Origin of the sequence: Commensalibacter sp. ESL0382 (genome assembly GCF_009725775.1) — a bacterium.
Taxonomy (GTDB): domain Bacteria; phylum Pseudomonadota; class Alphaproteobacteria; order Acetobacterales; family Acetobacteraceae; genus Commensalibacter; species Commensalibacter melissae.
In genome coordinates this window covers 423769-436951 of record NZ_WNII01000011.1, presented here as the reverse complement: position 1 = coordinate 436951, position 13183 = coordinate 423769, and the positions used below count along the sequence as shown (strand labels likewise).

The 13183-nt window shown below is 38.3% G+C and carries 13 protein-coding genes; 4 read left to right on the top strand and 9 right to left on the bottom strand.

The annotated features are described in order from the left end of the window. Positions 1 to 237: 237 nt before the first annotated feature. A complete protein-coding gene (gene aroB, locus GM552_RS06200) occupies positions 238 to 1890 on the bottom strand; it encodes a 3-dehydroquinate synthase (protein ID WP_155565714.1) in 1653 nt (550 codons plus the stop codon). A 163-nt stretch (positions 1891 to 2053) separates the two neighbouring features. Between aroB and GM552_RS06195 the strand changes: the two genes are divergently transcribed. From GM552_RS06195 to GM552_RS06185, 3 genes are all read left to right on the top strand, one after another. Next, positions 2054 to 2362, top strand: coding sequence for a hypothetical protein (locus GM552_RS06195; RefSeq protein ID WP_155565713.1), 309 nt, complete (start codon positions 2054 to 2056; stop codon positions 2360 to 2362). A gap of 14 nt (positions 2363 to 2376) precedes the next feature. Next, positions 2377 to 3270 carry a tyrosine recombinase gene (locus GM552_RS06190; protein WP_155565712.1) on the top strand — a complete coding sequence of 298 codons (894 nt, stop codon included), beginning with the start codon at positions 2377 to 2379 and terminating at the stop codon, positions 3268 to 3270. 106 nt (positions 3271 to 3376) lie between these two features. Next, entirely contained in the window at positions 3377 to 4333 is a 957-nt protein-coding gene (locus GM552_RS06185) for an acetyl-CoA carboxylase carboxyltransferase subunit alpha (protein ID WP_122123833.1), read from the top strand. A gap of 13 nt (positions 4334 to 4346) precedes the next feature. Here GM552_RS06185 and GM552_RS06180 read toward each other — a convergent pair whose 3' ends face one another. Next, positions 4347 to 5105, bottom strand: a complete 759-nt coding sequence (locus GM552_RS06180) for a molybdopterin-binding protein (protein ID WP_155565711.1) — start codon at positions 5103 to 5105, stop codon at positions 4347 to 4349. A gap of 202 nt (positions 5106 to 5307) precedes the next feature. On the opposite strand from GM552_RS06180, the gene GM552_RS06175 reads away from it, so the two are divergent. Continuing rightward, entirely contained in the window at positions 5308 to 6219 is a 912-nt protein-coding gene (locus GM552_RS06175) for an SMP-30/gluconolactonase/LRE family protein (RefSeq protein ID WP_155565710.1), read from the top strand. Here the strand turns inward: GM552_RS06175 and GM552_RS06170 are convergent. The 7 genes from GM552_RS06170 to aspS form a co-directional block, all read right to left on the bottom strand. Continuing rightward, positions 6208 to 7215, bottom strand: coding sequence for a bifunctional GNAT family N-acetyltransferase/(deoxy)nucleoside triphosphate pyrophosphohydrolase (locus GM552_RS06170; protein WP_155565709.1), 1008 nt, complete (start codon positions 7213 to 7215; stop codon positions 6208 to 6210). The two genes, GM552_RS06175 and GM552_RS06170, sit on opposite strands and share 12 nt — an antisense overlap. Before the next feature lie 63 nt (positions 7216 to 7278). Beyond that, a complete protein-coding gene (locus GM552_RS06165) occupies positions 7279 to 8028 on the bottom strand; it encodes a TlyA family RNA methyltransferase (protein ID WP_155565708.1) in 750 nt (249 codons plus the stop codon). A gap of 28 nt (positions 8029 to 8056) precedes the next feature. Continuing rightward, on the bottom strand, positions 8057 to 8965 hold the full coding sequence (locus GM552_RS06160) for a polyprenyl synthetase family protein (RefSeq protein ID WP_155565707.1): 909 nt from the start codon (positions 8963 to 8965) through the stop codon (positions 8057 to 8059). Positions 8966 to 8982: 17 nt separating this feature from the next. Continuing rightward, positions 8983 to 9213 (bottom strand): exodeoxyribonuclease VII small subunit, encoded by a 231-nt coding sequence (locus GM552_RS06155; RefSeq protein ID WP_110438302.1) that lies wholly within the window; start codon positions 9211 to 9213, stop codon positions 8983 to 8985. 101 nt (positions 9214 to 9314) lie between these two features. Beyond that, complete coding sequence (locus tag GM552_RS06150; protein ID WP_155565706.1) at positions 9315 to 9539, bottom strand: sulfurtransferase TusA family protein; 225 nt, start codon at positions 9537 to 9539, stop codon at positions 9315 to 9317. Positions 9540 to 9606: 67 nt separating this feature from the next. Beyond that, positions 9607 to 11028, bottom strand: coding sequence for an amino acid permease (locus GM552_RS06145; RefSeq protein WP_155565705.1), 1422 nt, complete (start codon positions 11026 to 11028; stop codon positions 9607 to 9609). Between the two features lie 331 nt (positions 11029 to 11359). After that, a complete protein-coding gene (gene aspS / locus GM552_RS06140; RefSeq protein ID WP_155565704.1) occupies positions 11360 to 13177 on the bottom strand; it encodes an aspartate--tRNA ligase in 1818 nt (605 codons plus the stop codon). Between the last annotated feature and the right edge of the window lie 6 nt (positions 13178 to 13183).

Genomic DNA, 13183 nt, shown 5'->3' with positions numbered 1-13183 from the left:
AATTTATACTCTATAATTTACTATAATCTATATCTTTGAAAAATTAGAAGGATTTTAATGTAGTGATTATAGTTATTAATGTAATGTAACTAAAAAAACACAGAAAAGGTCTTTACCTTCTAATTTCTATAAAGATTTTCAGATATTCGGCAATTTATAAAAGATTTTATTGAATGACAATCTTTCATATATACTTTATTGATTAGAATTAATTCATGTGTTTTATATGCAACAATTTTAGTCCTGTATACAACCGTCCTCGATTAGGAGACTGTACAGCTGTTTTTCACTAACATCTTGTGATGTGAAAGCTTTTCCTATCCCATTGACAAGTATAAACGTTATTTTATTGTTTTGGCTTTTTTTATCATGTTTCAAATGATTAAGAAGATTTGAGGCCCGTATGGGTTGAGAAAGCCTTTTTATTGTAACAGGTAGGTTTACAGATTCGAAATGATGGATGACACGTTGTGTGTCTTTCTCCGGACATATTCCCATTTGGGTGCATAATTTGAATATCAGGCAGCAACCCAGTGCAACGGCTTCTCCGTGCAGTAAACGACCATCATAACCCAGTTCCGCTTCCAGGGTATGTCCCAAGCTGTGACCGAGATTCAGGAGGTTTCTGCCTGTCGATTGCTGTTCATATTCATCATTTTGAATAATCCTTGCTTTAAATTGACAAGCCATTTCGATGGCCTTGGCCAGACAGGCATGTTCTTTACTTATGACTTTTTTACCGTTTTTTTCACACCATTTGAATAATTCTGGATCATTGATCAAACCAGCTTTAACAATTTCTGCATAACCGGCCTGTAATTCTCTTTGGGGGAGTGTGTCCAAAATCTTTGTATCTGCGAGAACGGCTTCTGGTTGGTAAAAGGCCCCAAGCAGATTTTTACCCACCGATGTATTGATACCGGTTTTTCCGCCTACGGAAGAATCGACTTGAGAAAGCAGGGTGGTGGGGATTTGAATGAATGGCACTCCACGTAACACGGTGGCAGCTGAAAATCCTGCCAAATCTCCTGTAACACCACCACCGAATGCCAAAATCGTTGAATTTCGCTCAACCCCTTTTTCTAACAATGTTTGCGTGACTTTTTCATAATATTGAAAAGATTTTGTTTTTTCACCAGGAGGAAGCAGGATAACCTCATAATTTACGTGTACTAAATCAAGACTATGGATAAGTTTGTCCAGATGAAGGTCGGCAACTGTCTGATCCGCCAGAATAAAAACTTTCTTTTGCTTTAATAAAGGTAAAATCAGTGTTCCACATTGCTGTAATATATCAGAACCAATGATTACGTCGTAATGATTTTTTGACAGGGTTATGGGTAAAATATGCATTTTACTTGAATTTTCTAGAGCTGAGATAACAAGATTAATTGTTGTATCAATGTCTTTATCCTTACATTCAACGACAATATCTGCCTCGGCATAGACAGGGTAACGTTTTTCCATAAGGGAGGAGAGTATCTCTTTTTTATTATCGACATTCAATAAGGGGCGGTTGGTATTTTTGGAAACGCGCTTGAAAAGTGTTTCCAGATCACAATGTAGCCAAAGGGTGGTTGCTTTTTCCTTTAAGGTTTTTCTTGTCTCCGGATGCATGTAGGCTCCACCACCTGTTGCGAGAATCAAGGGGGCTTGATCCAATAAACGTTGGATAACCTGGTTTTCCACACGACGGAATTCCTCTTCTCCATATTGTTCGAAAATATCGGCGATACTGCATCCAGCCGTAGTTTCTATTTCTTTATCCGAATCGATGAAGGGTATGGAAAGCAAGTCTGCGATTTTTTTACCAATCGTTGTTTTTCCAGCCCCCATCAGACCGATTAAAACAAGTGGTCGATTTAGTAATTTGCTAGGTATATCAGTCATGTGGCCGATCAAATACAGGAATAAAAATTGATAAATTGAGATTTTATTTAATTTTTGAGAGAATTTATAAAATCCAGACTATTAAAAATTAATTGTAGTATGGTATGAAATCAAGCTGTTATTATTAAAACATCAACGAGTAATTTTACATCAGGAAGCCATAATGCGTCGATTATTTGTTATTCTCTTTGGATTAATAGTTATATTGCTTGTGGCAGGGGTAGTGTTTTTTGGCTTGCAAACACCCGAAACGCTGATCAGAGAAGTTCACAAGGTTATTTCCATTCCCAAAGCCCAGCAACATACAACTTTGCCATCTGTACCTGTTGTCCCTGGCGCTCCCCCCATTATCGTTCCCTACAACAATGCAAACGCTCATAATGCTTCAGCGCGTGCTCCGATAAACACTCCAACAATTCCCCAGCCTGGAAAAGTTCCTGGAAATGCGTTGAATACAATGCCCAATCAATAGATTTTGAATAAATCATGAACAGGGATCTGATTGATTTCTTTTTGGAAATGCTGGTGGCAGAGAGAGGGGTTACCGCAAATACATATCAGGCCTATCAAACTGATTTAAAAGATTTTATGGATTATTTGCAAGCCAGAGATCTAGAAATAGACAGGGTTTCTAAACGTGATATTCATCAATATTTTGAATTTTTGGGTCGAGAGGGAAAAACAGCGCGAACAGCAATAAGAAGGTTGTCATGTCTGCGTCAGTTTTATGGTTTTTTGGTTCAGGAGAATATTTGCTCCGATGATCCCACTTATTTAATGCAATCCCCCTGTTTGCCACAATCATTACCCAAATATCTGAGCGAACAGGAAGTTTTTAACCTGTTATCAGCAAGTGAATTCCTTGACGATTACAGACGATCACTTGTTGCCAAGGCAGCTTTGGAAATTCTGTATAGTTCGGGATTACGCATATCTGAGTTGTTATCTCTGCGCAAGGACCAGATTCAGCAAGCAACAAAAATTTTGCGAATATACGGAAAAGGCAGACGTGAAAGGTTAATACCTGTTTCAGATGCAGCGGTAAAAGCGGCATTGGTGCTTAAAAAAAACGATGCGAGTTTAAAGAGTGTCTTTCTGTTTCCTGGACGAAACCCGCAAAATCATTTAACGCGGCAGGGATTTGATAAAATATTGTTCGAAGTTGCATTAAAGGCCAATCTTGATCCTTGCAGGCTGTCTCCCCATGTTTTACGTCATTCATTTGCCAGTCATATGTTGGCACATGGGGCAGATTTGCGTTCATTGCAGATGATGTTGGGGCATGCTGATATTTCGACGACACAAATTTATACCCATTTACAGACTGAACACCTAAAAAAAATAGTGCAGGATTTTCATCCCCTGAGTATGAAAAAATAATTTTATTAAAAAAATATTGTAATTTATACAATTAAAAATTTATTTGATTGATAATATACATTACACTGATCTGTTATTAACGTTTAATTGGTAATCTTTTATAATCATGCGTCAATTTTTGGACTTTGAAAAATCCGTTGCAGAACTCGAAAATAAAATTTATGAATTGCAACGTGTTGAAACCGCCACAGAAATTAATATTGCCGAAGAATTGCAAACGCTTACGGAAAAGGCTGAAAAACAGCTGCGAGTTATATATAACAAACTAACACCTTGGCAAAAAGTTCAGGTGTCACGACACGCGCAACGTCCGCATGCTTTGGATTATATCAAAGGTATGATTGAAAACTTCATGCCATTGGCAGGGGATCGTCTTTATGCAGAAGATCATGCCATTATCGGTGGATTGGGAAGATTCAAAGGGCAATCTGTTGTTGTGATAGGGATAGAGCGAGGTTCCGATCTTGATACAAGACTAAAGCATAATTTTGGGATGGCCAGGCCTGAAGGATATAGAAAAGCTCAACGTTTAATTAAACTGGCAGGACAATTTAATTTACCGATTATCATGTTGATTGACACGCCAGGAGCATGGCCTGGGATTGATGCAGAACAACATGGTCAGGCTGAGGCCATTGCAAAATCAATTGAGACATGCCTTAGGGCAACAACTCCCATTGTCTCCGTTATCATTGGTGAAGGTGGATCGGGAGGGGCAATCGCTCTGGCAACGGCTGACAAAATTCTGATGCTTGAACATGCGATTTATTCAGTTATTTCTCCTGAGGCTTGTTCCTCCATATTATGGCGGGATGCATCACAAGCGGCTCAGGCGGCAGGCGCATTACGTTTGACGGCTCAGGATTTGTTGAAATTCAAATTAATTGATCAAATTATCGAGGAACCGGTTGGTGGAGCGCAACGAGATCCAGAAACTGCGATCAGTAATGTTCAAAAGGCGATTGAAGCTGCATTTGGCGAACTCGCCTTAGTTCCAGAACAGGTTCTTCAGGCTAAACGTAGAAATAAGTTCCTTGCCATGGGGCGTGAGGAAATAAACTAGTTAAAACCAGGGTTCAAATGGGCTCACCTTCGTGTGGGTCGTATCCCATCCGGATAAACAACTGATGGATTTGTTGAGCGGCACGCTGAACGGCATCTTGGTCCTGACCTTTGACAACCAATGCTATTCCATTTTGATCTTCATTTTTATAAAATGGATAAGATCCAATATCAAGGTTATGAAATTGATCCTGTATATGTGCTAGATCATGCGCAATTTTGCCTTCAGAGGCATGAAAAGCGTACCAGCTTTTTGAAACAATTGGCTTGCCATGGTGTAAGGTGGGCAATATTTGATCAAACATTGCACGCATGATTTGGGGAACGCCAGCCATAACATATACATTGTTGATTACATATCCCGGCGCTACGGATACAGGATTGGGAATGGGCGTAGCCCCTAGTGGGAAACGAGCCATTTTTCTATGGGCGTCATTATATTTTTCCTTGCCAATATGTTCTTCCAATAATCGGGATATTTCTGGATGAATTGGATTGGGTACACCAAACGCCTCTGCTATAGCCTCGGAAGTTATATCATCATGGGTAGGACCGATTCCCCCTGTAGAAAACACATAATCATATGCAGCACGTAATTCATTAACTGTTTTGATGATTATTTTTTGATCATCAGGAATGATACGGGTTTCTATGAGTTTAATTCCGGAACAGGTTAATCCTTTCGCAATATAATTTATATTCACGTCTTGGGTACGGCCTGAAAGAATTTCATTTCCGATAACCATAATTGAAGCAGTTGGATTTAGAGTCATTTTACAAAAGTCCAATTGTTAAAACGGTTACAATATTTAAGTACTGAAAAATTACAGAGAATTATATTTAAAATTAAGAATTGTTTAAGAAAATTCCAAAGTAAATGTTTAGTATAAACAGTTTTATGTTAAAATAATTATTATTGCAAATATTGAATTTCTTTTTGTTTAATTTAAAAAGCCTTTCAAAAAGGGGTTTATAATGATTACAATTAATTCGTCATGTCCATCCGCCATTTGGGAAACCCAATCAGAATTGGGGGAGGGGGTTATGTGGAATGCCTCTGAAAAAGCGGTTTATTTTGTTGATATTGAGGGCAAAAAAATTCATCAATACCGCTTAAATGACAATCAGAAGAAAAGCTGGAATACTCACAAGAAACCTACATTTTTTTTTCCAACCAATCGATCTGTTTATTTATGCGGTATGGAAGACGGTTTATATTGGTTTAGCCTATTTAATGGCAGTGTGACGTTATTTTATCCCTTAGAGGAAAAATTTCCAAATAATCGAATTAATGATGGATATGTTGATGCCAAAGGTCAACTTTGGTTTGGATCAATGGATGAAAAAGAAAAAAAATTAACAGGATCCCTCTATTTGTTAAAATGGGATCAGGCTAAACCTTATGTAATAAGGCAGGATAGGGAATATGCGGTACTTAATGGGCCTGTAATTGATGAAGACAAACAGATCCTATATTGCAGTCATTCCAATGCACATGAAATTTTTTCGTTTGATATTGAAGATGGGCAAAAACTTGCAAACAAACGACTTTTTTTAAAAGAAATGGAAGGATATCCTGATGGCATGGCGCTTGATTGCGAGAACAATCTGTGGGTTTGTCTTTATCAAGGATATAAAATAAATGTCTATTCCTCTGATGGACAAAAATTGAAATCAATAGATTTTCCTTGTCCGAATTTAACCAAAATAGCTTTTGGTGGTAATGATTTAAAAACGGCTTTTGTTACATCGGCACGTGCCAAAATATCAAAAAAAGATCTTGAAAAATATCCAAAAGCTGGTGCCTTATTCACTTTTGACAATAATATTGCTGGAAAAAGGCAGAATATTTTTCATATTCCTGACGAGGTAAGATTAGAAGAGTAAATCCTTCAAGAGTGGAATAAATGGTTTGTCAGCCTCCAAGACAAGATAACGGTCAAGCTCATTGGCGGTAACCCATGCAAGTTGCTGTTTTTCTCTTGGTATGGGGTCATTTTTCCAACGATGACATACATATAATGGCATCAATAAATGAAAATCCTGATATTCATGGGATGCGAATGTGAATGGGGCGAGACAGCTTTTAGAAATATCGACATTTATTTCTTCTTTCAATTCTCGAATCAATGCTGTTTCAGGTGTTTCCCCAGGTTCAACTTTTCCGCCTGGAAATTCCCACATTCCTGCCATTGATTTTCCCTCCGGACGACGGGCGAGTAAAAGCCTCCCTTCAATATCAATAAGTGCGGCGGCTACAACTAACAATATTTTTTTTTCTTTTGATGTATAAATACTTTGATTGGGTTTGAGATTGTTGGGACAAATATCTTCCCGTTGTAAAAGGAAATATGAGACGGGTTGTTCAACAGCACGAGCTAAAAATTTCTCCTTGCCCTGACCATAGGGTTGAAAATCACATTTTTTCAAAACCGCTATAGAGGCAATATTGTCATCAGCGGCAGTGGCATGAATGTAATTGATATTTAGATTGGCTAACGCCCAATTTGTTAAGCGTTTCAAGGCTCGGGTAGCGATATTATTGCCCCAGTATCTCTGAGCAACCCAATATCCTATTTTGGCAGATTGTTCTGCCATATTCAGGGTTAAACCTATACAACCTACAACTGTGTCCGGATTGGTTTGTGTATCGATAATTGAAAAGTGATAGGATTGTCCTGCCTTGATTTGCTGAAGGGTGGCTTCAAACCATTTTTCCAATAATTCTTGTGGGTAAGGAAATGGCACGTCACTCAGCATTTTTGCAATATTCCAATCATTAATATGATTATGTATGCTTTTGATATCCTTTTTTTGGATCAATCGTAAAAGATATTGATCAATTTGTAAGGTTGGAATGGATAAATGCTGATGTATAACCATTTATAAACACTTTGATTCAAAAAATTAACTTTAAATAATATAAGGGAAAAGTTGTTTTATGATTTACGGGGATTCTTTACGTGCGGCTATTAGAAATTCCTTATTGCCTTCAGGACCGGTAATGGGACTAGTCTCAATTCCCAATACTTGCCAGTTGGGCAGATTTTGCCACCAATTATTAATGTCCTGGCAAATTTTTGTATGAATCTCAGGATCGCGGACAACCCCTTTTGATCCAATATGTTCGCGTCCAGCTTCAAATTGTGGTTTGATCAACGCCATTGCCCATCCGCCAGTTTGACACAGGGATAATGCGGCAGGTAAAATTGTTTTTAGACTAATAAAGCTTGCATCACAGACGATGACTTGAACGGGATCCGGAATTATTTCCGATGTAAGATAGCGGGCATTACATTTTTCTTTCACGATCACTCGTGTATTCTGACGTATTTTCCATGCCAATTGTCCGTGCCCAACATCGACTGCGTATACCTTATTCGCTTCATTCGTTAATAAAACATCGGTAAACCCTCCTGTGGAGGCCCCGATATCAAGGCAATTTAATCCCCTGGGGGATAAATTGAAAGATTTCAATCCATGATCCAGTTTTAGACCACCACGCGATACCCAAGGATGTTCTTGATTTTTAATGATAAGTTCAATGGTTTCAGATACGATATCCCCTGCCTTTTGAATTCGACGATCTTTCGTAAAAACCAGCCCCGCCATAATCAAGGCCTGCGCTTTTGTACGACTTTCAACCATGCCTCTTTCAAAGAGAAGTATATCGACGCGTTTTTTAGTGTTAGCCATTATTGAATGGGTATTTGTTTATTGTAAATCAATTTCTTCTGGTAATAACATAATTTGCCAAAGCGCGTAAATTATCGGCGGCGGATCCGAAAGGTTCTAAATGACGGATAGCTTTACTGATAAGTCTGTTTGCTTCCTTTTTTGCATCTTCAATTCCAAGCAAAGAAACGAATGTTGATTTTCCAGAGGCATTATCCTTACCGGCTGTTTTACCAAGTTCCTCTGCACTTGCCGTGGCATCAAGAATGTCATCAGCGATCTGGAAAGCTGTTCCCAAATCTCGACCATAGCTGATGATATGATTGCGCAAGTCGGCATTTGCCTGGCCTAAAATGGCTCCAGCTTCAGCGGAATAACAAATTAGGCGGCCTGTTTTCATGGCATGCAAGTTGATTACCTCAGGAAGGGTCAGATGACGATTTTCACCTTCCATATCAATAACTTGTCCACCGACCATACCATTGGATCCACTTGCTTCAGCAAGGGACTTAAGCAGTTCAATACGAATATTCGGGTTTTCGCTTACATCTTCCCACGTTAAAATTTCGAAGGCTTTGGTTTGTAAAGCATCACCGGCAAGAATGGCAATCGCCTCACCGAATTTTATATGGGTGGAGGGTTTCCCCCGACGCAGATCATCATCATCCATTGCCGGTAAATCATCATGAATTAATGAATAGGCATGAAGCATTTCAACAGAAGCGCCCACATAAAGCGCGCTTTTCATTGGGATATTGAAGAGAGAGGCGACTTCTGTAACAAGATAACCCCTTAATCTTTTTCCTCCCCCAAGTACAGCGTAGCGCATTGCCTCAATCAGATTTGCCTCGCCCCCCTTCATTCTGGGAAGGAATTTATCAAGTGTTGTTTCAAGGCTTTGGGCACGTGATGAAAGCGATTGATTAAGAGACTGATTTTGTGCTTCAACAGAAGTCATGGTAATTAACCCTAAATTTATTCAATAGTTTCAGTATCAAGGCTTTGGTTATCTTTTTCGACAATCATTTTTACCCGAGCCTCGGCTTCATTTAATTTTTTTTCACAATAACGTCGAAGTAAGGCACCGCGTTCATAAGATACGATGGCTTCTTCAAGTTTTTGTTGTCCAGTTTCCAAATTATGAACGATTTTTTCCAATTCATTCAATGCATCCTCAAATGAAAGGGAAGAGAGATCATCTGTCATGTTGAGCTTCCAACAAGTTTATATCTGATAAATATTATTTCTTTATACCTCTTTTGAAAAAAGAAACCAATTTATAGATTTAAAAATTGTTTTGTGCAATTTTACTTTTTTTTAATCAGAAAAGATAAATTATTTCCTTGTTCTGAAAAAGCAATCAGTGAATGACCAGTTTTACGACAGAATTCATGAAAATCCTTGATTGTATGACGATCTGTCGCCAAGACACGTAAACAATCCCCAGGTTCAAGAGTTTGTAAAACCCGATTAGCCTTCAAAATAGGTAAGGGGCATCGCAATTCCTTGAGATCTAAAATAATTTCACCCATATCAAACCCTGTAACTATAAATTAAAAAACATTATCAGAATTATAAATATGAGCAAATTGATGAATTTTAAACCACAGATTTGATTTTATTGTATCGACACATAATGATTCGACAGATACTTATCAAAATTAAGGTAAGGCAGCTGAGTGTAATTTGATTTCGACTGTCATGATTAAAAAACATGGAAAGAATCACCATGGCAAACGACATGATTGTAAACCAGGATAGATAAGGGAAAAACCACATCTTAAATGTTAGTTTTTGTTTGGTTCGTTCCAATTTTGAGCGAATTACGATTTCAGATAAACCTATTGCAATATAGACAAACAGGATAATGGATCCAGCGCAGCTTAAAATATAAGTGAAAAAAACTTTTGGCGAAATTACCGAGAAAATCGAAATTATTATACCGATGATGGAGGCGGTAATAATTGCTCTTTTGGGAACTCCATTTTTATTGGTATGAATTAGCCATCTGGGTGCATCATTAAATTCTGCGAGTTCAAAGAGTGTACGGGAGGTTGCGTAAATAGATGAGTTTAAGCAAGAGAGAATAGCAATCAGGATGGTCATTGCCATAATATCCGAGGCATATGGAATTTCAAGCTTTTGCAAAACCATTAGAAAAGGTGATATCCCCGGGATTACGTAATTCCAGGGCAGGATAGAGACAATAATTCCAATTGAAATAACGTAAAAGGTGATAACTCGGAAAATAATTGTTTTACTGGCATAAGCGACATTCTCTGCAGGTTTATCGGATTCAGCTGCCGCTATGGTAGCCACTTCGGATCCAGTAACTGTAAATAGAATGGTTGGAATGATTGTGAAAACGGCAAGAATGCCTTTTGGAAAAAAGCTTTGGAAATGCCATATATTATTAATTTTTGTTGTGTAATATCCACCCAAATGGCTTATTGCTATACCGCCAAGAATAATAAAGGCCGTAATGGCTAGGATTTTAAGCAGGGCAAACCAGAATTCAAATTCACCATATCCTTTGACAGAAAATAGATTGGTTATCATCATGATAATAACCAATAAAGGTCCCAGAACCATGGTTGCCAGAAATGTGTATTGTTCGGGAATATGCATGTAATGTAGTAAAATAATTCCACCGGCTATGGCCTCGGCAGCAATGGCAGAAATCCAGAAAAGCCAATACCCCCATCCTAATATAAATGTAACATGATCGCCAAGTCCACGGCGGATATGATTGAGAAAGGAACCTGCCTCTGGTTTTTCAATAACCAATTCGCCAAGCATTCGCATAACAAAAAAAATGAGAAATCCAGTAATGACATAGGACAAAAGAACAGCAGGTCCCGTTTGCTTAATTGAGGCAGAGGCACCTACAAAAAGGCCGGCCCCAATAATACCACCGATAGAGATCATGATAATATGGCGGCGTTGGAGGGTGTGTGCTAATTGCCCATCGGAATATGAAAGGGCTGTTTTTTCTTGAGATTTTTTTTCTTGCAATGCCATTTTCCCATATTAAAATTTGTAGATTGATTTTGTAATAATAAAAGTTATGTAATATTTAATCCTGAAATAGGAGGTATAAAGGAATTTTAATTATCTTTAAAGATAGATAATTGTTATTATATTTCGCGATTTGAGTTTTTAAAGGTTGAGTATTATAAAGAATTGATCACGATAATGTTACTTATGTAATTTTGTTATAGATAAATTTCATTATTGATACCTAAATTTAGAACGTCTGAAATTTTTCAATAAAGTATCATTTCGAGATTTTCAACAATTTAATTGTTTCTAGCCACTCTATAAAATATATTGGAGTGGCTGAAATTGTCATTTATTTTTTATCTTTTTCAACAGTTTCATTAGATTTTTTTACTGCCACTTTTGGTACACTGATTGCCAAGGACAATTCTTTTAATCGTTCTGCAGAAATCGGGGCAGGCGCTTCCATCATTAAATCCTCACCTTGTTGATTTAATGGGAATAGAATGACCTCACGAATATTGGGTTCATCCATCAGAAGCATGACCATGCGATCAATACCAGGTGCGGCACCTCCATGAGGCGGAGCTCCATAACGGAATGCGTTTAGCATACCACCAAAACGCTTTTCGACTTCTTCCTTTGGATATCCGGCAATTTCAAAGGCTTTGATCATGATGTCAGGTCGATGATTTCGAATTGCACCTGAAGAAAGTTCAATACCATTGCAGACGATATCATATTGATATGCATTAATTTCCAAAGGATTCTTGTTTATCAGTGCTTCAAGTCCACCCTGAGGCATGGAGAAGGGATTGTGAGAGAAATCAATCAATCCGGTTTCTTCATTGATTTCATACATAGGGAAATCAACAATCCAACAGAAACGGAAGGCATTTTTCTCAATTAGATCAAGTTCTGTTGCAATTTTTGTTCGAACAGAACCGGAAAATTTAACCATATCAGGGCCCTGTCCAGCTACAAAGAAAACAGCATCGCCACTTTTTAAATGACAGGCCTGGCGGATCATTTCACAACGTTTTTCATCCAAATTTTTGGCAATTGGTCCTTTTGCCCCATTGTCTTCAAAGATGATGTATCCCAAACCACCCGCTTTTTCTTCTCTGGCCCATTTATTCAACTTATCGAAAAAAGAGCGGGGAAATGATCCTGCACCAGGAGCGGGAACAGCACGAACTTCTCCTCCTGCCTCAACAATTTTTGCAAAGAGACCAAAACTAGAATTTTTGAACGCTTCGGAAACATCAACAAGTTTTAAGGGGTTTCTTAAATCTGGTTTATCACTGCCATATTCTTTCATGGCTTGTTTATAGGGAATACGTTTAAAGGGTGCTGAACTTACAGTATGTGTGGGTGCAAATTCCTTGAAAATGCCCTCCATAACAGGTTCCAGCGTTTCAAAAACATCTTCTTGAGTGACAAAAGACATTTCAAAATCAAGTTGATAAAATTCTCCCGGAGAACGATCCGCACGTGCAGCCTCGTCACGGAAACAGGGGGCTATTTGGAAATAGCGGTCAAAACCAGCCACCATTGCAAGTTGTTTGAATTGTTGCGGTGCCTGTGGCAATGCATAAAATTTTCCAGGATGTAGACGGGCAGGAACCAGAAAATCCCTGGCACCTTCAGGTGAAGAAGCTGTCAGGATAGGAGTTTGAAATTCAGTGAAACCCTGTTCAATCATTCTATGGCGAAGGCTTGCAATAATGTTTGACCTTAACATCAGATTGCGATGAACTCGTTCTCGACGCAGATCGATATAACGATATTTTAAACGTAAATCTTCCGGATAGTTTTCGTTGCCAGTCACTTGAAAAGGCAATACGTCAGCTTCGGAAATAATTTCAAGATTTTCAGCCTGAATTTCAATTTGTCCTGTTGGCAATTTTGGATTAACGGTTTCTCCTTCACGAGCGACAACCTTACCTGTAATGCAAATAACGCTTTCCACTCTTAATCTTTCCGCAGTGTTCAGCAAAGGTGAATTGGTGGGAATAACAATCTGGGTAATACCAAAATGGTCGCGCAAATCGATAAAAAGTAAACCCCCATGATCTCTTTTACTATGTATCCATCCAGAAAGCTTGACAGTTGATCCAACATCCTGGGATCTTAGAGCGGCACAATTATGAGTGCGGTAGCGATGCATTGATAT

Coding starts and splice junctions, on each gene's coding strand:
- aroB (WP_155565714.1), bottom strand. CDS start 1,890: ATGACTGATATACCTAGCAAATTACTAAATCGACCACTTGTTTTAATC.
- GM552_RS06195 (WP_155565713.1), top strand. CDS start 2,054: ATGCGTCGATTATTTGTTATTCTCTTTGGATTAATAGTTATATTGCTT.
- GM552_RS06190 (WP_155565712.1), top strand. CDS start 2,377: ATGAACAGGGATCTGATTGATTTCTTTTTGGAAATGCTGGTGGCAGAG.
- GM552_RS06185 (WP_122123833.1), top strand. CDS start 3,377: ATGCGTCAATTTTTGGACTTTGAAAAATCCGTTGCAGAACTCGAAAAT.
- GM552_RS06180 (WP_155565711.1), bottom strand. CDS start 5,105: ATGACTCTAAATCCAACTGCTTCAATTATGGTTATCGGAAATGAAATT.
- GM552_RS06175 (WP_155565710.1), top strand. CDS start 5,308: ATGATTACAATTAATTCGTCATGTCCATCCGCCATTTGGGAAACCCAA.
- GM552_RS06170 (WP_155565709.1), bottom strand. CDS start 7,215: ATGGTTATACATCAGCATTTATCCATTCCAACCTTACAAATTGATCAA.
- GM552_RS06165 (WP_155565708.1), bottom strand. CDS start 8,028: ATGGCTAACACTAAAAAACGCGTCGATATACTTCTCTTTGAAAGAGGC.
- GM552_RS06160 (WP_155565707.1), bottom strand. CDS start 8,965: ATGACTTCTGTTGAAGCACAAAATCAGTCTCTTAATCAATCGCTTTCA.
- GM552_RS06155 (WP_110438302.1), bottom strand. CDS start 9,213: ATGACAGATGATCTCTCTTCCCTTTCATTTGAGGATGCATTGAATGAA.
- GM552_RS06150 (WP_155565706.1), bottom strand. CDS start 9,539: ATGGGTGAAATTATTTTAGATCTCAAGGAATTGCGATGCCCCTTACCT.
- GM552_RS06145 (WP_155565705.1), bottom strand. CDS start 11,028: ATGGCATTGCAAGAAAAAAAATCTCAAGAAAAAACAGCCCTTTCATAT.
- aspS (WP_155565704.1), bottom strand. CDS start 13,177: ATGCATCGCTACCGCACTCATAATTGTGCCGCTCTAAGATCCCAGGAT.